Below are 20700 nucleotides of genomic sequence, written 5' to 3' on the forward strand. Positions count from 1 at the left end.
ATCCCGTCTGATCCTGACTGCTTGCCCGATGGGACTGATAGTCGCGCCTGTGCGATGGGTTGAACACGGCTTTGCTTTTCTGTTCGCGTTTCTTTGACTACGAATCCACTCGCCGTTCGCGTCCCTCAGGTTTGCGATTTTTTCCCGGCGAGCGCTATCCGGTAGAACCGCATCTGGCCGATTTGTTGTTCGCGGACCGGCCACCTGCCGATCGCTTTGCGGCAGCGCGCGGCGCATCCCGCGGACCACTCGCTTCGCCCCTCAAGGGCCGCCCGGTCCGGCAACGTGACGTCGATCACATTTGATGCTTTGAACCCGTTCTATCGTTCACGCATCCAATGGCCATAGGGCATGACGACCCGAGGATAACGACGATGACCCCATATTTTGGACGCTTTGCAGTTCAGGCGGCGGCGTTCTCCGCCATGCTGGCGGTCGGCGCAGGCACCGCGCTCGCCGGCGAGGCCGTGTCGGCCGACAAGATCCTCAACGCGCTGAAGCCGAAGGCCGTGACGCGCGGCATTTCGGTCGGACCGCAGGCGACCCCGCAGGCCGACGCGGCAGCGCAGGCGAAGCAAGCGGCCTTCATTGACAGCATGCGCAACCGCAAGACCCGCTCGCTGTCGCTCGGCGAGCGCGAGCAGATTGCCGAGATCGCGGCCACCAAGCCCAAGATCGATCTCGAGATCCAGTTCGACTACAACTCGGCCGAGATCAGCAAGGCCTCGATGCCGGCCGTGCAGGAGCTCGGCAAGGCGCTGTCCGATCCGAACCTGAAGGGCTCGACCTTCGTGGTCGCCGGCCATACCGACGGCATCGGCAGCGACGGCTTCAACCAGGATCTCTCCGAGCGCCGTGCCGACACCATCAAGCGCTATCTGGTCGAGAAGTTCGCCCTCCCCGGCCAGGACCTCGTCACGGTCGGCTATGGCAAGACCAAGCTCAAGGACGCGGCCAACCCGGCCGATCCGCTCAACCGGCGGGTCCAGGTCGTCAACATGGACACCAAAACCGCGGCGAAGTGAGCGCTCCGCCGCGCATCGCCCCGCCTGCCCACGGTCCCTGGCGGGCGGGGCGCTTTTTGTCCGGTTTCAGATCCAGCTCTGGAACAGCATCAACCGGGTGAAGGTCTGCATCGTCGTGCCGATGAAGGCGGCGCTGACCGGCAGCATCGCGACGAAGCCCAGGATCGCGACGGCGACATAGCTCAACAGCACCCAGCGCGGCCAGCGGGTCAGCACATGGACGAGCGCGAGGCTCGCCAGCGTCGCCGACGGCAGGTAGTAGTAGATGAAGCTCAGCGCGCGCGGCAGCAGCGCCCAGGGCAGATAGCAGCCGAGATAGAACGCCAGGATCAGGAACGCCGTCGCGCTGCGCGTCGCGATGAAATCCCGGACGCAGATCGCGATCGCCGCAAGCGCCGGCCACAGCACCAGCGGATTGCCGAGCAGCACCACCGCGGCGATGTCGGTGTCGCTCGTCTTGTCGAACAGGAACCAGACCGGACGGACCAGCAACGGCCAGGTCGGCCACGCGCTCATATAGGTGTGGCCGGCGATCGCCGTGGTGACGCTGTCGTCAAAGATGCGCCGCTGCGCCTCGAAGATGCCCACGACGGACAGGCCGTGCAGCGGGACGAAGGTCGCGAGATAGCAGACGGTGGGCATCGCGACGAGGCACAGCACGATCTGCGGCCAGCTCAGTTGCGGCCATTGCTCGGGCCGATACCAGTCGGTCGGCTCGCCATCACCGAACGAGGTCTGCCAATGCTGCAACAGCTTGATGAGACCGACGATGAGAAGCGCCGTCAGCAGCGGAAACAGCCCGCTCCATTTGCAGGCGATCGCAAGGCCGAACAGCGCGCCCGCCAGCGCGAACACGACCTGCGGCCGGCGCTGCCGGAACGAAAACAGAAAGGCCGCGATCCCGAGCAGGCTGAAGGCGAGCGCGCCGATGTCGAGCATCGCGATGCGCGCCTGCACGAACAGCATCTGGTTGAAGGCCGCGAGCAGCGCCGCCGCAATGGCAGGCCATTGCGCCGCGAACAGCGCCAGGCCGCATAGATAGATCGCGGCCACGGCGAGCCCGCCGAGCACGGTACCGGGATAGCGCCATGCGAAGGCGTTATCGCCGAACGTCCTGATCGACAGCGCAATCAGCTCCTTGGCGAGCGGCGGATGCATCGGGTTGAGCTGCGGCGTCGCCGGCGCCAGTCCCAGCATCTGCCGCGCCGCCGGCACGTAATGCACCTCGTCGAAGACGAATTTCGGCGGCGAGGCGAGCCCGATCATCAGCACGACGTGCGCGATCGCGAAGATCAGCAATGCCGTCATCACACAGCGGCGGACCGACAGAGCGCCATCCTGCGCAACCTCGCCGTCCTCTTCGTCGTCATCGCGGCGAGCAGCAGATACCTTCATGGGCCTCCGCGTTGAACTGATCTCACGGTGGCGGCAACTAACCACCGAACGGTCATCGAGGCAAACTTGTGCCTATTTTACAACAACCCCGCGCGCCGTCTTCGGCTAGATTGGGCAAGGAACAATCTTCGGTGTGGATATGAATCAGCGTCGCCGAGCCTGTGTCGCTGCAATCTCGGCCGCCGCCCTGCTGGGCTTGGCGGGCGGGGCAAGCGCCGACGGCCGCATCGGCGAGGCCGTGCTGGTGCAGAAGGACGTGCTGCGCGTGGCAGGCGCGTCGAGCAGTCCGATCAATGTCGGCGACGGCGTCGTGCGCAACGAGACGGTGCGCACCGGCAATGACAGCGCCGCGCGGCTCGTCATGATCGACAGCACCAATCTCTCGCTCGGCGCCAACGCCACCCTGACGCTCGACCGCACCGTCTTCAACGACGAGACCAGCTATCGCGATATCGCGATCCGGCTCGGCACCGGCGCGTTCCGCTTCGTCACCGGCCATTCCGAGAAAACCGCCTACAAGATCAACACGCCGCTCGCGACCATCGGCGTGCGCGGCACCATCCTCGACATCCGCTCGCAGCGCGGCCAGACCATGGTCGTGCTGCAGGAAGGCGCTTCGCGGGTCTGCACCCTCACCTTCCAATGCCTCGAGCTGACGCAGCCGGGCGACACCGCGATCATCACCGCGACCGGCAACGGCCGAAGCGCGATCAAGAAGACCAGCAATCCGTCCTGGAGTTTTGCCGCGACCTGCGCGTCGACATCCGGCCTTTGCACGGTCACCGATCTCGCCAGCAATGCGCCGCCGCAGGACTTCACCGGCATCCTGTGCGGGCGATGACGATGAGAACGCACCGCGGTCAGCTTGCTCTCCTGATGACCGCCATCGCCGGCGGGCTGCTCGCGCTTGCGCTGCAAGCCGCGCCGGCCGCCGCGCAGAGCAGTTGCGGGGTGGACAATTTCGCGGCGGCGCCGTGCCCCAGCCCGTCGCCGTCGCCGACCTCCTCGCCCACCGCGACGCCGACGCCGTCGGCCACGCCGACATCGACCTCAAGTCCGACACCGACGCCCTCTCCCTCGATCTCGCCGACCCCGTCGCCGTCGCCCACCGGCGCGGGAAACAGCGCGAACGCGATCAACGGCCTCGCCGACCAGCGCTTCAACCAGATGATCACCAACCGCGTGCTCGGGCTGGTGCTGCTCGGCGTCAACGAGCAGGTCAACTGCAACGACTGCATTAGCGCATTCGGCTCGGCCGGCTCGTTCTCGGCCGGCATCCATGGCCGCAAGCAGCTCACAAACAATCTGGCGCTGCTCGCGGGCCTCGCCTACACGCACTACGACGAGAACGGCTACCACGTGACGTCGGCGCCGATCGGCGCCTTCGCACTGCGCTACGACTTCGTCGACTGGGGCTCGTCGCGGCCGTTCTTCGACGTCGGCACGATCCTGACGCCCTATGAGCGCGTGCGCTACGGCCGGAGCTATGCAACGAGCCTCGGCAACGTCACGGTGGACGGCACCACCACGGCATCGAACTACGCGGTCTACGGCCGCGCCGGCTGGATCAGCCGGCTCTCGCCGCGCGACGAGCTCGCGGCATCGGTCGAGCTGTGGCAGTTGTGGCAGCACGTCGCCGGCTATCGCGATCCCGCGGTGGCCTTCAACCCGTTCGATGCGACGATCGCCGGCGGCACCGACCGCACCAGCCTGGTCAAGGTCGGCGGCCAGTGGACCCACCTGTTCGGCACGAGCATCGAGGCCAACATCAATGGCGGCTACGTCCAGTCGTTCGCGACCAGCTCCGGCATCGTCGCCACCGTCACCGGCAACGGCACGGTGACGCCGACCATGGGCAACCAGGGCTGGTTCGAATATGGCGGCCGGCTCGGCTTCCGCCTGCCGCAAGGCTGGATCGCCGATCTGTTCGTCAACGGCACGCTCGGCCCGCAGCCGGTCGGCAACACCATCCACGGCGGCATCGGCCTGCGCGTCCATTATTAGCGGCTGGCGCTGGCCCCTGGCGGGTGCACCAGGGCCGGCTGTTCGCCGACATCCTGCGAGTCGGGCGCCGACCGCGCTCAACGCGGTCATGGTCAATCTCACCGTCATCCTGGTGACCGCGCTCTACGCATTGGTGTGCAGCCGCGTTCTCTCGCCCGGATCTGGCGCTCGCCTCGTTAGCGCGACATCCACCGGCGGGCGCAATCCGACCGCTTGCAACTCACAAGCCGTCACCGCCGAATACAGGCAATTCGCGCGGCTGCTACCAATGAGTGGTACGAACGGGCACCTGTCGATGATCCGGCAAACGGGCTGCTAACCTTCCGCTTCCGCTGCTCTGCTGCCGGTTTCCTTTACGGAACCGGATTCAGCATGCGGTAATGTCTGACCGCCACTTCCTTTGCAGCAGGGGCTCGCATCCGCCGGCATCGAGCCGCGGACAGCCATCAGCAGGAAGCGTCGCACATGACCGCATCGATTTCGTCGAAGACTCTTCGCGATCTGGCATGGAGATTTGGCCGCGCGAAGGACGGCCAGATCAGCATGATCTTCGCCATCACCATCATCCCGATCCTGGTGTCGGTCGGCGCCGCGGTCGATTTCGCCAAGTCGAGCGACACCAGGGCGCAGTTGCAGAAGTCGGTCGACGCCGCGGTCCTCGCCGGCGTGACCCAGGCGAGCGCGCAGCAGGTGTCGACCGCGAGCGCGGTGTTCTCGGGCAGCTTCAGAGGCCGGTTCGGCACCGGCACAACGGCGACCTTCACGCCCAACAGCGACGGCTCGCTGTCGGGCACTGCGACGACCTCGGTGAAGACCTCGTTCCTCAACGTGATGGGCACGACATCGCTCGGCGTGACGGCGTCCGCAACGGCCAAGGCCGGCGCGCAGACCACGTCGCCCGTCTGCATCCTGCTGGTCAGCACCATCAACGCGCAATCATTGCTGGTGAATTCCGGGGCCCAGCTCAATGCGCCGAGCTGCGAGATCCACGTGCTGTCGACGCAGAGCCCGGCCGCGATGTTCAACGCCACGCTCAACGTCAAGCGCATCTGCATCAAGGGCACCAACATCACCAAGAACGGCGGCGTCACTCCGCCGGCCGAGACTGGCTGCGCGGCGATCTCCGACCCATTTGCCGGCAAGCTGCCCGCCGTCACGGTGGGCGCGTGCACCACCAACAACAAAGTCTATGATCCCGGCTCGGTCACCCTCAATCCCGGCGTCTATTGCGGCGCGACCAATTTCAACGGCTCCGGCACGCTGACGCTCAATCCGGGCCTCTACATCATCAAGGGCGGCGCGATGACCTTCAACTCGGGGTGGACGGTCACCGGCAGCGGCGTCACCTTCTACCTCGTCGACCAGAACGCGACGCTCACCTTCAACGGCAACGTCAATGCGACGCTGTCGGCGCCGACCAGCGGCACCTACGCCAATATCCTGATGTACGAGCCGAGCGGCCTGTCGACGACGAACCTGCCGATCAACGGCACCAGCAGCTCGTCCTACACCGGCCTGATGTATCTGCCGAGCCGCAACGTCACCATCAACTCGGTCTCGACCATGAGCAGCAACAGCGTCACGATGGTGTTCAACACGCTGATCCTGAACCAGACCAACTGGGCGATCGCGCCCGGCGCACTGTCGATGTCGGCGGCCAGTGGTCCGGCCGGCACGGCGTTCCTGTCGAGGTAGTTGCCATGGCTGAGCCAATTCTCGTGAGTGCTGTTTCAGTAGCTTGTCGCAGGGACTGACGACCCGGCTACACGAAAAGATATCAGCTCCTCTTTTAGGAGATGAAACGGAGCTGCATCCCGCCACCGATACTGCTTCCCTCTCCGCGTTCTTCACGGCAGAGGGAACGCGGTGTCGCTGGCGGCTGCAGCGTCGTTTCAGCACTGCAAGGGCTTCACCAGCTCACCAGAGCCGCTCGCGCCCTGCGTCTCGGCCGCCGCCTCTGCCGACTCCCCAAGCGGCCGCGAGCCCGCCCACTCACGCCTTCGTCGCCACGCTCTCCCCTTGACACCCTCTCCCGTTTCAGATGATGTTACGTTATAACATTGCACAAAGAGGCCGCATGCCCGCCCGCCGGCACCGACCCTTTCCCCTGAAGAGGCTGTTCGATCTCGATGCGCAAACTCCCCGTCACGGTCTTGTCCGGCTTCCTCGGGGCTGGGAAGACCACTTTGGTCAGCCACATCCTGAACAACCGCCAGGCTCGGAAGCTGGCGCCGCGCCAACGAGGCGGCCTGATCAGCATTCATCCGAACGACGGCTCGGGTGCAACGACCAGCGAGACACACGCGCGACAGTCGCCCCTGCTTCGCGTGTGAGAGGGAAGGCGGTATAGCCGCTCCCTGCCCGGCGGAGCCGTCGCGAGACGGCTCCGCCATTTCCTGGATGGCTACGACTTCGATTCGGCGGGATCGCGGTGCACCGGGTCGATCCACAGCACCGTCTCGGGCTTTTCGACCGGCTCGATGTCGATGTTGATCGCGACCGCCTCGCCGTCGCTGCGCACCAGCACGCATTCGAGCACTTCGTCCGGGCTCGCATTGATCTCCTGGTGCGGCACATAGGGCGGCACGAAGATGAAATCGCCGGGACCGGCCTCCGCGGTGAACTGCAGCCGATCGCCCCAGCGCATCCGCGCCTTGCCCTTCACGACGTAGATCACGCTCTCAAGATGACCGTGATGATGCGCCCCGGTCTTGGCGTCAGGCCTGATCGTGACCGTGCCCGCCCACAATTTCTGCGCTCCGACGCGCGCGAAGTTGATCGCCGCCTTGCGGTCCATGCCCGGCGTCGAGGGCACGTTGGAATCGAGCTGATTGCCCGGAATGACGCGGACGCCGTCGTGCTTCCAGCGCTCGTCGCCGTGATCATGGGAATGGCCGTGCGCGTGATCGTGAGAGCCTGACATGATTTCTTCTCGGGATTTCGTCGGTTCGAGGGAACCAGCCGTTCTTAGCCGAAATGCCGCAGCGAAGCTATTCGCAGTTCCGCGCGAACCTTTCTGCATTGCGTGCGTTGGATCGGTGGAGTTCACACGAACAACGGAGACGAAATCATGGGTGCCACCACCGACAAGATCAAGGGCGTCGCCAACGAGACCATCGGCAAGGCCAAGCAGGGCATCGGCGAAGCCACCGGCTCCGAGCGCCTGCAGGGCGAGGGTGCCGTGCAGGAAATCAAGGGCAAGGGCCAGCAGGCGCTGGGTGATGCCAAGCAGGCGGCCAAGGACGCGGTGAACACTGCCGCCGGCGCTGCGAACAAGAACCTCTGAACAGGATCGGCGCGACCACTGAGGTCGCGCGTTGATGCTCAATAGAAACTAAAAGGACCGGCTCTTCGTGGGCCGGTCCTTTCGTTTTATATCGCGTCCGAGAAATAGCTCGTGCTTACCTCCGTCATCGCGAGCGAAGCGACGCGATCCAGAGTCCCGACCGGACACTGGATTGCTTCGCCGCCTGCGGCTCCTCGCAATGACGGCGGTGAAAGCCTTTGCATCAACTCACCTCGTGATGAAAGCGGGCGAAGGCAGCGTCTCTACTTCACGCCGAGCAGTTCGACGTCGAACATCAGCGTCGCGTTCGGCGGAATCACGCCGCCGGCGCCGCGGGCGCCGTAGCCCAGCTCGGGCGGAATGATCAGGGTACGCTTGCCGCCGACCTTCATGGTGGCGACGCCCTCGTCCCAGCCGGCGATCACGCGCTTCATGCCGATCGGGAATTCGAACGGCTCGTTGCGATCCACCGACGAGTCGAATTTCTTGCCCTTCTGGCCGTTCTCATAGAGCCAGCCCGTATAATGCATCACGCAGGTCTGACCGCGCGTCGGCGTGGCGCCGGTGCCTTCCTTGGTGTCGATGATCTGCAGTCCGGAGGGAGTGGTCATGGTCTTTCCTGTGGGTTTGGCGGAACTGGTCTGTGCCGAGACCGCGCGGGAGCCCAGCAAGACACCGGCCGCGGCCGATGCCGCCGCCATCATCGCAACTCTTCTGTTCATCGGACGCCGCATGCTCCAGACCGCCTCTGCTCGTTCACGGGAGCCGCGGTTTAGCTCATGCGGGAGCGGCTGACCAGCCCGGCATCGATTTCCGAAAAAAATAATCATCTTGCCAATAATCGGAAATCATGATTATCTCCGCGCATCCCGCCTCATTGCGGAGGGGCGTTGCGCGCGATCGTCACGACACGCGAGGCGGGGAGCGATGGCCGCGATCAAGCCGCAGCGCATTTTCGGATGCGCGGACGAACGGCAGCTCGCGGACGTGAAGTCGCAGCGTCCTGATACCCCGATGCTGGTATCACGCGCAGTGCGCGCAAGCGCATTGTCGCAATGGTGGCCAACAAGCCCGGCGCACCAGGGAGACTGCGTATAAGCGTGAAGACCGTCGCGCAGGGAATGCCGGTTGAATCGGCTTTGCCTGTGGTACCTGCCGCCTGCATTTTTTTCGCAGGCGGGCCATGGGTGAGGCCTTCACCCGGCATTCCCTGCGCCCTCTGCCTTTCGAGAGGGACGAACTGATCGCAGACCTCGGGCGTCCGTGCCGCGAGAACGAGACCATGTGTCGATCGTTGTTTGAGCCGTGTATCCGCCCCCGTCCACCGCCGTCGTCCCGGACAAGCCGTGACGCGCGCCGGCGTGTCGCGGCGCCGATACGGGACCCATACGCCGCGGCGGACGTGACGTGCGAAGAACTAACGGCTGGCCTGCCTCAAACCACTGCCTGGGGTCATGGGTCCCGGCGCAAGGCCGGGACGACAGTGGTGTGTGGATGCAGCTTGCGTAGCCACCATCGTCATTGCGAGGAGCGAAGCGACGAAGCAATCCAGAGTGACAGCCACGGCTCTGGATCGCGTCGCTGCGCTCGCGATGACGAATGGCGCCGCCTCAATACCCCAGCGCGCAGCCGTCCTTGCGCGGGTCGGAGCCGCCGGTGAGCGTGCCCTTGTCCCAGTCGATCCAGATCGCCTGACCGCCGCCGAGCGGCGACACCACCTTGGTGGTCTTGTGGCCGATCTTCTGCAAGCCCTCGACCACCTCGGCCGGCACGCCGTCCTCGAGCTGATAGACGCCCTCGTAATGCAGACCCCTGGCCATATCGATCGCTTCCTGCACGTCGCAGCCGTAGTCGAGGATGTTGGTCAGAACGTGGGTCTGGCCGACCGGCTGATACTGGCCGCCCATGACGCCGAACGACATCTGGGCGCGGCCCGCCTTGGTGGCGAGCGCCGGAATGATCGTGTGCAGCGGACGCTTGCCGGGGCCGATGCAGTTCGGATGGCCCGGCTGGATGCGGAAGCCGCCGGCGCGGTTCTGCAGCAGCACGCCGGTCTCGTTGGAGACGATCGCCGAGCCGAACGAATGCGCGATCGAGTTGATGAAGGAGCAGACGTTGCGGTCGCGGTCGACGACCGTGATGTAGACGGTCTCCGGATTCATCGGCGGCGCGACGTTCGGCAGGTCGAGCAGCTTGTCGAGGCTGATCTGCGAGATGTACTCGTCGGCGAACTCCTTGGCGAGGATGCTCGCGACCTCGGTCGTCATGTGCGCGGGATCGCCGATGTGCTGCTCGCGCATCATGTAGGCGATACGGGCGGCCTCGGCCTCGAGGTGGAAGCGCTCGACGCTGAGCGGATCGATGCGCGTGAGGTCGAAGCGCGAAAGGATGTTGAGCATCACCAGCATGGTGATGCCCGGACCGTTGGGCGGGCACTGCCAGACGTCGTAATCCTTGTAGGTGGTGCCGATCGGCGAGGTCACCTCGGTCTGGTGGTTGGCGAAATCCTCCAAGGTGTGCAGGCCGCCGATGCCGCGCAGGGTCTGCACCATGTCCTCGGCGACGGCGCCGGTGTAGAAGCCCTTCGCCCCCTCCTTGGCGATGACGCGCAGGGTCTGCGCCAGCTCCGGCTGGCGGATCACGTCACCGACCGCTGCCGCCTTGCCATGCGGCAGAAAGTAGCGCGCGGTGTTGGTGCCGTTCTTGAGCTTCTCGAACTGGTTGTTCCAGTCGAACGCGACACGCGGCGCCACCACATAGCCGTCCTCCGCGGCGCGGATCGCGGGCTGCAGCAGCCGGTCGAGCCCGAGCCGGCCGTGGTCGCGCAGGATGCGGTCCCAGGCATCGATCGCGCCGGGGACGGACACCGCATGGGCCGAGGTCAGGGGGACCGAATGGATCTTGCGCTCGAGGTACCAGTCCACGGTCGCGGCGGCGGGCGCCCGACCCGAGCCGTTATAGGCCATGATCCGGCTTTCGCCCCTGGGCTGTACCAAGGCGAAGCAGTCGCCGCCGATGCCGGTCGATTGCGGCTCGATCACGCCGAGCAGGGCGCAGGCTGCCACCGCGGCGTCGGCCGCGGTGCCCCCGGCCCGCAGCACCTCGATCCCGGCCAGCGCCGCCTGCGGGTGCGATGTCGCGATCATTCCGTTCTGGGCGTGGACCGTCGACCTGCCTGGGAAGTGGAAGCTTCTCATCGTTGCTCGCTGCGTGATCGTGTGGTGGTTGGAATACCAGTGCTGGCCGGCTACATCGCACATTCCTTCCAGGCTCGGCAATGCCCGGGGATACCAGCTTTTCTATGGTCAGCTCTGCTGGTAAACGGCCGCATGCCCCTCGCCGTCGCCGCCTTCTATCAGTTCGTCACCCTGCCGGATTTTCGCGACCTGCGCGCGCCGCTCCTCGCCTTTTGCGCCGAGCGCGGCATCAGGGGCAGCGTCCTGCTGGCCGAGGAGGGCATCAACGGCACCGTGGCCGGGACCGAGCCGGCAATTGCCGCCCTGGTAGGCGCGTTTCGCGACGGAACGCTGTTCGCCGGCCGGCTGGACAATCTGGAGCTGAAATACTCGCGCGCCACGGCCATGCCGTTCCGGCGCCTCAAGGTGCGGCTGAAGCGGGAGATCGTGACGCTCGGCGATCCCGCCGCCGATCCGACCCGGCAGGTCGGGACCTATGTCAATCCCGCCGATTGGAACGCGCTGATCGCCGCGCCGGATACCGTCGTGCTCGACACCCGGAATGCGTTCGAGGTGGCGATGGGGACGTTCGAAGGCGCGGTCGATCCAGGCCTGCAGAGCTTCGGGCAGTTCAAGGATTTTGCAGAACGCGCACTCGATCCTGCCAGGCACAAGCGGATCGCGATGTTCTGCACCGGCGGCATCCGCTGCGAGAAGGCGAGCGCGCTGCTGCTGGCGCGCGGCTTTTCCGAGGTCTACCACCTCAAGGGGGGCATCCTGAAGTATCTCGAGGAGATCCCGGAATCCGAGAGCCGCTGGCGCGGCGGCTGTTTCGTGTTCGACGAACGGGTGGCGCTCGGTCACGGGCTGCGGGAGCACAGCGAGGCCACCATCAAGGCCGTTCCGGAGGGCGCACGCGATGAGCAGTTCTGAGCCATCCAACGCGGAGCTCGGCGAGCGGATCGACACGCTGGAGATGCGCCTCACCTTCCAGGACGACACGATCGAGACGCTGAACCAGACCATCACTGCGCAGTGGCGCGAGATCGACGCGCTGAAGCGGCGGATCGCCCTGCTGGTCGAGCGGCTTGAGGACGCGCAAGGCAACGCCGAGGGGCCGCGCAATGAGCCTCCGCCGCACTACTGAGCGGGCGGCGATCTCAGGCCGGGACGGTCGCCGGCGCCTTGCCGGCGGGCAGATCGATCACCTCGCCGGCCATGATCAGACGGTCGCGGCCGGCGTCCTTGGCGGCATAGAGCGCGCGGTCGGCCGCCTCGATCAGCGAGGCCGGGCCGGCGGAGCGCTCGAAGCCCGGCCGGCACACCGCGCCGCCGATGCTGGCGGTGACGATGCCCACCGGGTTGTGATCGTGGACGATGCGGGCCTCGTGCAGTGCCCGCCTGATCCGCTCGCCGAGCCTGGCGCAGCCCCCGGCATCGGTGTTCGGCAGCAGGACGGCGAACTCCTCGCCGCCGTAGCGGGCCGCCAGATCCGAGCTGCGCTGCGCCTCGTCGGCCAGAATGCCGGCCACGGTGTGCAGGCATTCGTCGCCGGCCGGGTGGCCATAGGCGTCGTTGAAGGCCTTGAAGTGGTCGATGTCGATCATCAGCAGCGCCAGCGAAGTCTTGTCGCGGTAGGCCCTGCCCCACTCCTCCAGCAGCCGCTCGTCGAACCGGCGGCGGTTGGCGAGCCCGGTGAGGCCGTCCTCGATGGCCAGCGTCTCGAGCCGGCCCTGCAGCGTCTTCTGCTGCGTCACGTCGCGGGTGACGGCGACGAAGCCGTCGAGCGCGCCATCCGGCTGACGGGTGGCGCGGATCGTGGTCTCGACCCAGATCTCAGATTTGTCGCGGCGACGCATGCGATAGGTGGCGCGCGCCTCGTCGACGGCGCCCCTCCTGAGCTGATCGAGGATCTCCTGCAGTTGCGGGCGATCGAGCGGATGCACACCGGACAGCGCGCGCTTGCCCAGGAGCTGCGACGGGTGCCAGCCCAGCACGCGCATGGTCGACGGCGAAACGTAGCCGATGCAGTCGTCCAGCTCGATCCGCGTCACGATGTCGCTGGAGCCTTCGGCGAGCAACCTGAAGTTCTCCTCCTTTGCCGCCAGCGCCGCGGCGAGCTGCTGCCGCTGCAGCAACTGCTTCGCGAGGAAGATGCCGATCGCGATGACCAGCGCAACCAGACAGACCAGCACCGTCAGCCGGACCAGCGCGTCACGCGTCCATTCCGCCAGGACCTCCGCCTCGGTGCGCGTCACGAGAATGAGGAACGGATAGCGCTGCGCGTGCTGATAGAACCCGATGCGTTCGGACGGTTCGCCGAGCCGCCGGAAATGCAACGGCCCCGACGCCGGATGATAGGGTATCGCTTCAGGTATGGGGCGCCCAAGCGTCCGCGGGTCCGGTTCCGCATTGTCGGCGAGGACGGCTCCGTCACGGCTCATCAGGCTGATCGTGCCCTGACGACCGACGGCAAACTGACGGTAGAACTGAGCAAAATAGGCAACGTCGATGGTTGCCAGCACGACGCCGCCGAACCGGCCATCCGCGTGATTCCAGCGCCGCGACAGGGTGATGACCCATTGACCGCCGGCCCTGCTCTGCACCGGACGACCGATCAGCAGGGAGCGATCGGCCGAAATCCTGTGGTGTGCGAAGTAGTCGCGATCGGCATTGTTGTAGTTGGTGAGCGTGACGTCCTCGGTGGTGGCAAGCCAGTCGCCGTTTTCGCCATAGGCGAAGATGCCCCGGATGCGGCCGAGATTGGCCTTCCTCGTCTTCAGAATCGTCTGCAGTCGGGCGATCGCACCGGGCTTGCCGTCATCGGTCTCGAGCGCGGCGACGACGCCGCGCAACAGCGAATCCGCAAGCTCGAAGGTATCCTCGACGTGCTGGGTGAGCGAGTGAGCGAGGTTGCCGAGATCGGTTTCGGCATTGCGTACCTCCGCCTGTCGGGAAGTCCATTCGCCCCATACGCTGTAAGCGAGAATCGTGACCGACACGAGCGCAAGCACGCCAGCCGCCCACATTGGCAGGCGGCTTCGATCAACTCTGGTCGCACCAATGTCCATTCCGCGGGACTCTCCGGACGCCGCGAGAGTCCCATGGACATCTTATTTAACTCTGAAATGCGATTGGTCCGAGGGCGTCCGCACCGACCCGTAAGACTACGGCCGCTCCCGTACTACTACGGACAAACAACGGCGGCGCCACGCTCGAGGCGGGCGTTCAGCCTGTTAGTTCAGCGAACGAACACCGATCGCACCTTTTCCCAAAGCGATGGCGAATGGTCCAGGTCAACGTCATCGCCCTTCACGCGGATCGTCGAGGGCTGCTGCAGGCTCACCGGATCCGATGCCGGAAACGTGTCCATCAGTCCCTTGTCGAGCTGCGTTGCAGTCGCACGGTCGAGACGCGCAGCTTCGCGCGGATCAACCGCGTGCTTGTCGTGCGGCGCGGGATTGAATTTCTCAGCCATGATCAATCTCCCTGTGGAACGACAACGCAGGGGCGACGGACGTGTTCCCCTCGATGTGACGTCCCGCAACTGTGGGGACGATCGCATCTCCGGCGACTCCCGAGCCGATATGACCTTGGCCGGAACCGCGTGGGCATGTATCACGGACGGTAAACTGTTCCCGAAGGTTGCGGAGCCCGAGCGTGAGTGAGACTGCCGTGAACAAGCCTTTCATCGACGTGCTGGCCGGTCGGCGCCAGAGCGTGCCTCCGGTCTGGATGATGCGGCAGGCCGGCCGCTATTTGCCGGAGTACCGCGAGGTCCGCGCCAAGGCCGGCGGCTTTCTCGACCTCTGCTTCAATCCTGAGCTCGCAGCCGAAGTCACGCTGCAGCCGATCCGGCGCTTCGGCTTCGATGCGGCAATCATCTTTTCCGACATTCTGGTGATCCCGCATGCGCTCGGCCGCAGCGTCCGCTTCGAGGTCGGCGAGGGCCCGCGGCTCGACCCGCTCGATACGCCGGAGAAGATCGCGACGCTGTCGGCGAAGGCAGATTTGTCGAAGCTGCAAGCGGTGTTCGAGGCGCTGCGCCGGGTGCGGGCCGAGCTGCCACCGAGCACTGCCCTGATCGGCTTTTGCGGCGCCCCGTGGACGGTCGCGACCTACATGGTCGCGGGCCAAGGCACGCCCGACCAAGCACCGGCGCGGCTGCTGGCCTATCGCCATCCCGAGGCGTTCGGCACGATCATCGACGCGCTGGTCGACAGCTCGATCGGCTATCTCTTGAAGCAGCTGGAGGCCGGAGCCGACGCGCTGCAGATCTTCGACACCTGGGCCGGGGTGCTGTCGCCGCGCGAGTTCGCGCGCTGGTCCGTCGCGCCGACGCGACGCATCGTCGAGGGCGTGCGCAAGGCGCGGCCGGATGCGAAGATCATCGGCTTTCCGCGCGGCGCCGGTGCATTGCTGCCGGGCTACGTCGCCGAGACCGGAATCGATGCCGTCAGCATCGACTGGACGGCGGAGCCGGGCCTCGTGCGCGAGCGGGTGCAGAGCAAGGTCGCGGTGCAGGGCAATCTCGATCCGCTGGCGCTGCTCACTGGGGGCGCGGCGCTCGACCAGGCGGTCGATGACGTGCTGGCGAGCTATTCCGGTGGACGGCACATCTTCAACCTCGGCCACGGCATCCTGCCGGAGACGCCGATCGCCCATGTGGAGCAGATGCTGGCGCGGGTGCGCGCCTACAAGGGATGACTTGCTAGCGCGGCCGGCTGCGCTCGATCAGCTCGGCCGCGCCGTTGGCGAGCAGCTCGAGCCCGACCGCCCGGCCGAGCTCGCGCGGGCGATCCGCCGGCGCCGAGCGCTGTGCTTCAATGAAGCGGCCGCCGTCCTCGTCGAGCACCGAGGCGGTCAGCGTCAGCTGTCCGCCGTCGATGGTCGAAAATCCTGCGATCGGCGAGTTGCAGTGGCCGTTGAGCACCCACAGCACCTCGCGCTCGGCGTCGGCGCAGGTCCGCGCCGCTGCATCGTCGATCGTCGCCAGGATGCGCCGCGTCTCCCAATCGGAGGCAGGGCACTCGACGGCGACGATGCCCTGCCCGACCGCCGGCAGCATGTCGGCGACCGGGAAGTCGTACGAGGCGCGATCAGAAAGACCGACCCGCTCCAGCCCGGAGCGCGCCATGATCAGCGCATCGGCCGGTCCCACGGCGCCGCCATCCGGCAGCCGCTGCAGCTCGCCATTGTCGAGCTTGCGGATGCGGGTGTCGGCCGCGCCGCGGAAATGGATCAGCTCGGCGTGCGGAAACAGCCGCCGCGCATAGGCGGCCCGGCGCACGGCATTGGTGCCGATCTTGAAGCCCCGGCCGCCATCGTTGCGGAATTGGTCCAGCGACAGCCCGCGCCGCAGCACCAGCACGTCGCCCGGCGGATCGCGCGACAGCAGCGCGGCAACCACCAGACCGGGCGTCTCCTCATTGCCCGGCATGTCCTTCAGCGAGTGCATCGCTGCATGCAGCCGGCCGTCCAGCATGGCACGGCGGATCTCGGCCACGAACGCGCCACCCTTGCCGCCGTGGGTGAGCAGCTTGCTGGTCTGGTCGGAATCGCCCGTCGTCTCGAACTTGACGATCTCGATGTCGAGCGACGGAATCGCCGCCTGCAGCCGACGGGCGATCTCCTCCGTCTGCGCCAAGGCCATCGTGCTCTTGCGGGTGCCGATCCGGAAACGTGTCACGAACTCATTCCTGCGTCAGCGCGCGTCCTGCAAGATCATGTCGGAGGCCTTCTCCGCGATCATGATGACCGGCGCGTTGGTGTTGCCCGAAACCAGATCCGGCATGATCGAGGCATCGACCACGCGCAGGCCGTCGACGCCGCGCACCCGCAGGCGTTGATCGACCACGGCGGCAGCATCGGTCCCCATCCGGCAGGTCGAGGTCGGATGGTAGATCGTGCTGCCGGTCTGCCGGCAATAGGCCAGGATGTCGTCATCGCTCACGATCTTGGACCCGGGATAGGCTTCATCCGAGACATACGGCTTCAGCGCCGGTGCCGCCAGGATTTTCCGCAGGATCCGGAGGCCCTCGATGTTGGCCCGCCGGTCAATTTCACTGGCGAGATAATTGATGCGGATTTCCGGCGGCACCGTTGGATCCGCGCTCCTGATCCGCAGCGAACCGCGGCTTTCGGGCCTGAGCTGGCAGACCGAGGCGGTGAAGCCGGAGAAGGTGTGCAACTTCTCGCCCATCTTGTCGGTCGAGAACGGGATGAAGTGGATCTGGATGTCCGGGCTCACGAGCCGCGGATCGGTCTTGAAGAACGCGCCGGCCGTACCCGCAGCGATCGTCAGCGGACCGTTGCGGAAGGCCGCATAGCGTACGCCAGCCAGCACCTTGCGCACCGGATTGTTGACGATGTCGTTCAGTGTGATGCGCTGGCTGCAGCGCATCACGATGCGCACCTGCAGATGGTCCTGCAGGTCACTTCCGACACCGGGCGCATCGAGGACCACGTCGAGGCCGTGCTGCTTCAACAGCTCGGCCGGACCGACCCCGGACAGCTGCAGCAGTTGCGGCGAGTTGTAGGCGCCGCTCGACACCAGAATCTCCTTGCGAGCGCGGGCCGTCCGCATTCGGCCGCGCTGGCTGAACGTGACGCCGCGGGCCCGGCGCCCCTCGAACAAAATCCGCTGGGCTAGCGCGTCGGTCTCGACGTGGAGGTTGCTGCGGCCGAGCGCCGGCCGCAGGTAGGAGGCCGCGCTGCTGGCGCGGCGGCCGCGACGGGTCGTCGTCTGGAAGAACCCCGCCCCCTCCTGGCTCGCACCATTGAAGTCACCATTGAAGGGCAACCCGGCCTCGACCGCCGCTTTCACGAAGGCTTCAGACAACGGGTCCTCGTGCCGCCAGTCGGACACCGGCAGCGGGCCGTCGACGCCGTGGTAGACGTCGGCGCCGCGGGACTGATTTTCCGCCCGCTTGAAATAGGGCAGCACGTCGTCATAGCCCCAGCCGACATTGCCGCGCTGGCGCCAGCGGTCGTAATCCTCGTGCTGGCCGCGCACGTAGAGCAGGCCGTTGATCGAGCTGGAGCCACCGAGCACCTTGCCGCGCGGCTGGAACACGGAGCGGCCGTCGAGTCCGGGCTCCGGCTCGGTCTGGTACATCCAGTTGACGGTCTTTTCCTTGAACAGCTTGCCGTAGCCGAGCGGGACGTGGATCCAGATGTTGGTGTCCTTTGGACCCGCCTCGAGCAGCAGCACCGTGTGCTTGCCGTCGCTGCTGAGCCTGTTGGCGAGAACGCAGCCGGCCGAGCCGGCACCGACCACGACGTAGTCGAACTCACTGTCCGCCTCACGCAACACCACGCTGCCTTCCATCGCTTCCCCACCGGCCTTGTTGTTCTTTCATCCTCGATGATACCAAAAAGCAAGGACATGCAAGCGGCAAATCAGCAGGTCTGGTCGGCCATCTCAGTCATTGCGGCCTCAGCAGGCGCGCGGCGTGCCGCGCGATCATCATTTCCTCATTGGTGTGGACCACGCGCACGCGCACCCGCGATCGATCCGAAGATATCAAGGAATGGTTCGCACGATTGCGGTCCTCGTCCAGCACGATCCCGAGCCATTCGAAGCCTTGGCAGACGCGCTGGCGAATGTGCCATGCGTGCTCGCCGATACCGCCGCAGAACACGACCGCGTCGATGCCCGAGAGGACCGCGGTCATGGCGCCGAGCTCGCGCCTGATGCGGTCGACGAAGTAGTCGATCGCCTGCCGCGCCTCCGGCGTGCCGGCGGCCTCCAATTCGCGCATGTCCTGCGACAATCCCGACAATCCCTTCAGGCCCGAATGATTGTAGAGGAGATCGGTGACCGCTTCAGCCGTCATGCGCTTCTCCTGAAGCAGATAGAGAACGACGCCAGGGTCGAGCTGACCGCAGCGCGTGCCCATCGGCAGGCCGTCGAGTGCCGTGAAGCCCATCGACGAACCGATGCTCTGCCCATCCCGGATCGCACACATCGAGGCACCGTTGCCGAGATGCATCACGACCACCCGGCCCTTCTCGTCGAGCGGAGCGATCTCCTTCAATCGCGAAACGACGTATTCATAGGATAGGCCGTGAAAGCCGTAGCGGCGGATGCCTTGGTCGTAGAACTCACGCGGCAAGGCATAGGTATCATTGACCCAGGGGTGCGAACGATGGAACGCCGTGTCGAAACATGCGACCTGCACGGCGCTAGGAAAGGCGCGATGGGCGGCGCGGATACCGGAGAGATTGTGAGGCTGGTGCAACGGCGCCCGCGGAATGAGCTTCTGCAGATCATTCAGAACATCGTCATTGACGACGATCGGCTGCGTGAAAGCGAGCCCGCCATGGACGACGCGATGACCGACGGCGTCGACTTCGGTGCGCCCGATGGCGCGCTGCAGTACCTCGAGCACGACGCCGAGAGCTGCCTCGTGATCGGTGGCGCTCGCTGCATCGAGGCGTTCATCGGCCAGCGGAGCGCCCCTCAGCTTCGCTTCGAGATGCGGCGCGGCACTGCCAAGCCCTTCGATCTGGCCATACACGGTCTCCACAAGGTCGGCATCTTCCTCGAACAAGGCGAACTTGATCGAGGATGAGCCGGAGTTGAGGATCAGGATGTGTTGCATCGGTGATGCCGCCTCGTGACGAAGGATGAACTGATAAACTGCAGAAAATACGAACTATTTCCATGACGATCCGAAGACGAACAAAACGCTAGGTTGTATTCTGGCGCCGAGATGACCGTCTGCCGTCATATCAGGGGTTGAGTCGGACCCGCGGGAGGGCCACTGCGTGAATATGCCTCGACATCTCCTGCCGACCACCGTGGTCGGAAGCTACCCGCAGCCGGATTGGCTGGTTGATCGCGCAATGCTCTCGAAGTCCGTTCCCCGCATTCGCATGCAGGGCATGTGGCGCATTCCCCGGCCGCTGCTCGACGACGCTCAGGACGATGCGACCATCGTCGCGATCCACGACATGGAACAGGCGGGGATCGACATCGTATCGGACGGCGAGATCCGGCGCGAAAGCTACTCCAACCGGTTCGCGACCGCGCTCGACGGCGTCGATGCCGACAATCCCGCCATCATCATCTCGCCGTCCGGGATCAAGACGCCAGTGCCGCGCGTCGCCGGTCCGATCACGCGGACGCACCCGGTCGAGCTGCGCGACATGGAGTTCCTCCGCCATAACACCAAGCGTGCCGCCAAGATCACGCTGCCCGGGCCGTTCACATTGAGCCAGCAGGCCCAGGACGATTTCTACGGCGACGACGAGGCACTCGCCATGGCTTTCGCCGAGGTCGTCAATGCCGAGGCCCGCGACCTGCAACGCGCCGGCGCCGACGTCATCCAGCTCGACGAGCCCTGGGTCCGCAACAATCCGCAGGCGGCGCGGCGCTATGCCGTCAAAGCGATCAACCGGGCTCTGGATCATATTACGGTGCCCACCATCGTTCACGTCTGCTTCGGTTATGCCGCCATCGTGCCGGGCTCCAGCAAACCGAGCGGATATGCGTTCCTGGCCGAGCTTGCCGATTGCCACGCCGCGCAGATCGCTATCGAGGCGGCGCAGCCGCGGCTCGACCTCGGCGTTCTCAGGGATCTCTCGACCAAGACCATCGTGCTAGGCGTCCTCGATCTCGGCAATCCCGAGGTCGAGCCGGTCGCGGTCGTCGCCGAGCGCATCCGCAACGGCCTCAAAGTGGTGGCGCCGGAGCGGCTGGTCGTGGCGCCGGACTGTGGCATGAAATATCTGCCGCGTGCGACCGCTTTCGGGAAATTGAAGGCGATGTGCGCGGCGGCGGCGCGGGTGCGCGAGGAGCTCGCCTGAA

Annotated in this window: 18 protein-coding genes and 1 pseudogene; 10 read left to right on the top strand and 9 right to left on the bottom strand. The window is 65.8% G+C overall.

The window, feature by feature from the left end; genetic code table 11:
* Positions 1 to 374 precede the first annotated feature (374 nt).
* On the top strand, positions 375 to 1025 hold the full coding sequence (locus ACQR0U_RS24085; protein WP_434872295.1) for an OmpA family protein: 651 nt from the start codon (positions 375 to 377) through the stop codon (positions 1023 to 1025).
* Between the two features lie 66 nt (positions 1026 to 1091).
* Here ACQR0U_RS24085 and ACQR0U_RS24090 read toward each other — a convergent pair whose 3' ends face one another.
* Positions 1092 to 2420, bottom strand: a complete 1329-nt coding sequence (locus tag ACQR0U_RS24090) for a phospholipid carrier-dependent glycosyltransferase (RefSeq protein ID WP_315827015.1) — start codon at positions 2418 to 2420, stop codon at positions 1092 to 1094.
* 139 nt (positions 2421 to 2559) lie between these two features.
* Here ACQR0U_RS24090 and ACQR0U_RS24095 point away from each other — a divergent pair, with 139 nt between their 5' ends.
* The 4 genes and pseudogenes from ACQR0U_RS24095 to ACQR0U_RS24110 form a co-directional block, all read left to right on the top strand.
* A complete protein-coding gene (locus ACQR0U_RS24095; protein ID WP_315717360.1) occupies positions 2560 to 3261 on the top strand; it encodes a FecR family protein in 702 nt (233 codons plus the stop codon).
* Positions 3258 to 4424 carry a hypothetical protein gene (locus tag ACQR0U_RS24100; protein WP_316187210.1) on the top strand — a complete coding sequence of 389 codons (1167 nt, stop codon included), beginning with the start codon at positions 3258 to 3260 and terminating at the stop codon, positions 4422 to 4424. The genes ACQR0U_RS24095 and ACQR0U_RS24100 overlap by 4 nt, the downstream gene beginning before the upstream one ends.
* A gap of 465 nt (positions 4425 to 4889) precedes the next feature.
* Positions 4890 to 6119 (top strand): TadE/TadG family type IV pilus assembly protein, encoded by a 1230-nt coding sequence (locus tag ACQR0U_RS24105; protein ID WP_315827018.1) that lies wholly within the window; start codon positions 4890 to 4892, stop codon positions 6117 to 6119.
* Between the two features lie 434 nt (positions 6120 to 6553).
* Positions 6554 to 6655 (top strand): annotated as a pseudogene (locus ACQR0U_RS24110) (GTP-binding protein); the annotation flags it as partial.
* Positions 6656 to 6828: 173 nt separating this feature from the next.
* On the opposite strand, the gene ACQR0U_RS24115 reads toward ACQR0U_RS24110, so the two are convergent.
* Positions 6829 to 7347, bottom strand: a complete 519-nt coding sequence (locus tag ACQR0U_RS24115) for a cupin domain-containing protein (RefSeq protein ID WP_315717363.1) — start codon at positions 7345 to 7347, stop codon at positions 6829 to 6831.
* A gap of 147 nt (positions 7348 to 7494) precedes the next feature.
* Here ACQR0U_RS24115 and ACQR0U_RS24120 point away from each other — a divergent pair, with 147 nt between their 5' ends.
* A complete protein-coding gene (locus tag ACQR0U_RS24120; protein ID WP_434872296.1) occupies positions 7495 to 7710 on the top strand; it encodes a CsbD family protein in 216 nt (71 codons plus the stop codon).
* 263 nt (positions 7711 to 7973) lie between these two features.
* On the opposite strand, the gene ACQR0U_RS24125 is transcribed toward ACQR0U_RS24120, so the two are convergent.
* Positions 7974 to 8411 carry an FKBP-type peptidyl-prolyl cis-trans isomerase gene (locus ACQR0U_RS24125; RefSeq protein ID WP_315738722.1) on the bottom strand — a complete coding sequence of 146 codons (438 nt, stop codon included), beginning with the start codon at positions 8409 to 8411 and terminating at the stop codon, positions 7974 to 7976.
* A 909-nt stretch (positions 8412 to 9320) separates the two neighbouring features.
* The gene (gene ggt, locus ACQR0U_RS24130; RefSeq protein ID WP_315718254.1) at positions 9321 to 10907 is read right to left on the bottom strand and encodes a gamma-glutamyltransferase; all 1587 of its coding nucleotides are present in this window, start codon (positions 10905 to 10907) and stop codon (positions 9321 to 9323) included.
* A 132-nt stretch (positions 10908 to 11039) separates the two neighbouring features.
* On the opposite strand from ggt, the gene ACQR0U_RS24135 reads away from it, so the two are divergent.
* The gene (locus ACQR0U_RS24135) at positions 11040 to 11819 is read left to right on the top strand and encodes a rhodanese-related sulfurtransferase (protein WP_434842903.1); all 780 of its coding nucleotides are present in this window, start codon (positions 11040 to 11042) and stop codon (positions 11817 to 11819) included.
* Positions 11806 to 12033: a SlyX family protein gene (locus tag ACQR0U_RS24140; protein WP_315718252.1), complete on the top strand. Its 228-nt coding sequence runs from the start codon at positions 11806 to 11808 to the stop codon at positions 12031 to 12033. The genes ACQR0U_RS24135 and ACQR0U_RS24140 overlap by 14 nt, the downstream gene beginning before the upstream one ends.
* Positions 12034 to 12046: 13 nt before the next feature.
* Here the strand turns inward: ACQR0U_RS24140 and ACQR0U_RS24145 are convergent, their stop codons facing one another.
* Together ACQR0U_RS24145 and ACQR0U_RS24150 are read right to left on the bottom strand one after the other, a co-directional pair.
* Entirely contained in the window at positions 12047 to 13957 is a 1911-nt protein-coding gene (locus ACQR0U_RS24145) for a diguanylate cyclase (RefSeq protein ID WP_315750357.1), read from the bottom strand.
* 170 nt (positions 13958 to 14127) lie between these two features.
* A complete protein-coding gene (locus tag ACQR0U_RS24150) occupies positions 14128 to 14364 on the bottom strand; it encodes a hypothetical protein (protein ID WP_316235204.1) in 237 nt (78 codons plus the stop codon).
* A gap of 197 nt (positions 14365 to 14561) precedes the next feature.
* Between ACQR0U_RS24150 and hemE the strand changes: the two genes are divergently transcribed.
* Positions 14562 to 15593 (top strand): uroporphyrinogen decarboxylase, encoded by a 1032-nt coding sequence (hemE, locus tag ACQR0U_RS24155; protein ID WP_410051246.1) that lies wholly within the window; start codon positions 14562 to 14564, stop codon positions 15591 to 15593.
* 4 nt (positions 15594 to 15597) lie between these two features.
* Here hemE and hemC read toward each other — a convergent pair whose 3' ends face one another.
* The 3 genes from hemC to ACQR0U_RS24170 form a co-directional block, all read right to left on the bottom strand.
* On the bottom strand, positions 15598 to 16575 hold the full coding sequence (gene hemC, locus ACQR0U_RS24160) for a hydroxymethylbilane synthase (protein WP_315718248.1): 978 nt from the start codon (positions 16573 to 16575) through the stop codon (positions 15598 to 15600).
* Positions 16576 to 16590: 15 nt separating this feature from the next.
* Positions 16591 to 18216, bottom strand: a complete 1626-nt coding sequence (locus ACQR0U_RS24165) for a GMC family oxidoreductase (protein ID WP_316235202.1) — start codon at positions 18214 to 18216, stop codon at positions 16591 to 16593.
* A gap of 97 nt (positions 18217 to 18313) precedes the next feature.
* Positions 18314 to 19492, bottom strand: coding sequence for an acetate/propionate family kinase (locus ACQR0U_RS24170; RefSeq protein WP_434842902.1), 1179 nt, complete (start codon positions 19490 to 19492; stop codon positions 18314 to 18316).
* A 172-nt stretch (positions 19493 to 19664) separates the two neighbouring features.
* Here ACQR0U_RS24170 and ACQR0U_RS24175 point away from each other — a divergent pair, with 172 nt between their 5' ends.
* The gene (locus tag ACQR0U_RS24175; RefSeq protein ID WP_315750450.1) at positions 19665 to 20699 is read left to right on the top strand and encodes a cobalamin-independent methionine synthase II family protein; all 1035 of its coding nucleotides are present in this window, start codon (positions 19665 to 19667) and stop codon (positions 20697 to 20699) included.
* Position 20700 lies beyond the last annotated feature (1 nt).

The sequence above is a fragment of the Bradyrhizobium sp. HKCCYLRH3097 genome (genome assembly GCF_051167875.1).
GTDB lineage: Bacteria > Pseudomonadota > Alphaproteobacteria > Rhizobiales > Xanthobacteraceae > Bradyrhizobium.

Coding starts and splice junctions, on each gene's coding strand:
- ACQR0U_RS24085 (WP_434872295.1), top strand. CDS start 375: ATGACCCCATATTTTGGACGCTTTGCAGTTCAGGCGGCGGCGTTCTCC.
- ACQR0U_RS24090 (WP_315827015.1), bottom strand. CDS start 2,420: ATGAAGGTATCTGCTGCTCGCCGCGATGACGACGAAGAGGACGGCGAG.
- ACQR0U_RS24095 (WP_315717360.1), top strand. CDS start 2,560: ATGAATCAGCGTCGCCGAGCCTGTGTCGCTGCAATCTCGGCCGCCGCC.
- ACQR0U_RS24100 (WP_316187210.1), top strand. CDS start 3,258: ATGACGATGAGAACGCACCGCGGTCAGCTTGCTCTCCTGATGACCGCC.
- ACQR0U_RS24105 (WP_315827018.1), top strand. CDS start 4,890: ATGACCGCATCGATTTCGTCGAAGACTCTTCGCGATCTGGCATGGAGA.
- ACQR0U_RS24115 (WP_315717363.1), bottom strand. CDS start 7,347: ATGTCAGGCTCTCACGATCACGCGCACGGCCATTCCCATGATCACGGC.
- ACQR0U_RS24120 (WP_434872296.1), top strand. CDS start 7,495: ATGGGTGCCACCACCGACAAGATCAAGGGCGTCGCCAACGAGACCATC.
- ACQR0U_RS24125 (WP_315738722.1), bottom strand. CDS start 8,411: ATGGCGGCGGCATCGGCCGCGGCCGGTGTCTTGCTGGGCTCCCGCGCG.
- ggt (WP_315718254.1), bottom strand. CDS start 10,907: ATGAGAAGCTTCCACTTCCCAGGCAGGTCGACGGTCCACGCCCAGAAC.
- ACQR0U_RS24135 (WP_434842903.1), top strand. CDS start 11,040: ATGCCCCTCGCCGTCGCCGCCTTCTATCAGTTCGTCACCCTGCCGGAT.
- ACQR0U_RS24140 (WP_315718252.1), top strand. CDS start 11,806: ATGAGCAGTTCTGAGCCATCCAACGCGGAGCTCGGCGAGCGGATCGAC.
- ACQR0U_RS24145 (WP_315750357.1), bottom strand. CDS start 13,957: ATGGACATTGGTGCGACCAGAGTTGATCGAAGCCGCCTGCCAATGTGG.
- ACQR0U_RS24150 (WP_316235204.1), bottom strand. CDS start 14,364: ATGGCTGAGAAATTCAATCCCGCGCCGCACGACAAGCACGCGGTTGAT.
- ACQR0U_RS24165 (WP_316235202.1), bottom strand. CDS start 18,216: ATGGAAGGCAGCGTGGTGTTGCGTGAGGCGGACAGTGAGTTCGACTAC.
- ACQR0U_RS24170 (WP_434842902.1), bottom strand. CDS start 19,492: ATGCAACACATCCTGATCCTCAACTCCGGCTCATCCTCGATCAAGTTC.
- ACQR0U_RS24175 (WP_315750450.1), top strand. CDS start 19,665: ATGCCTCGACATCTCCTGCCGACCACCGTGGTCGGAAGCTACCCGCAG.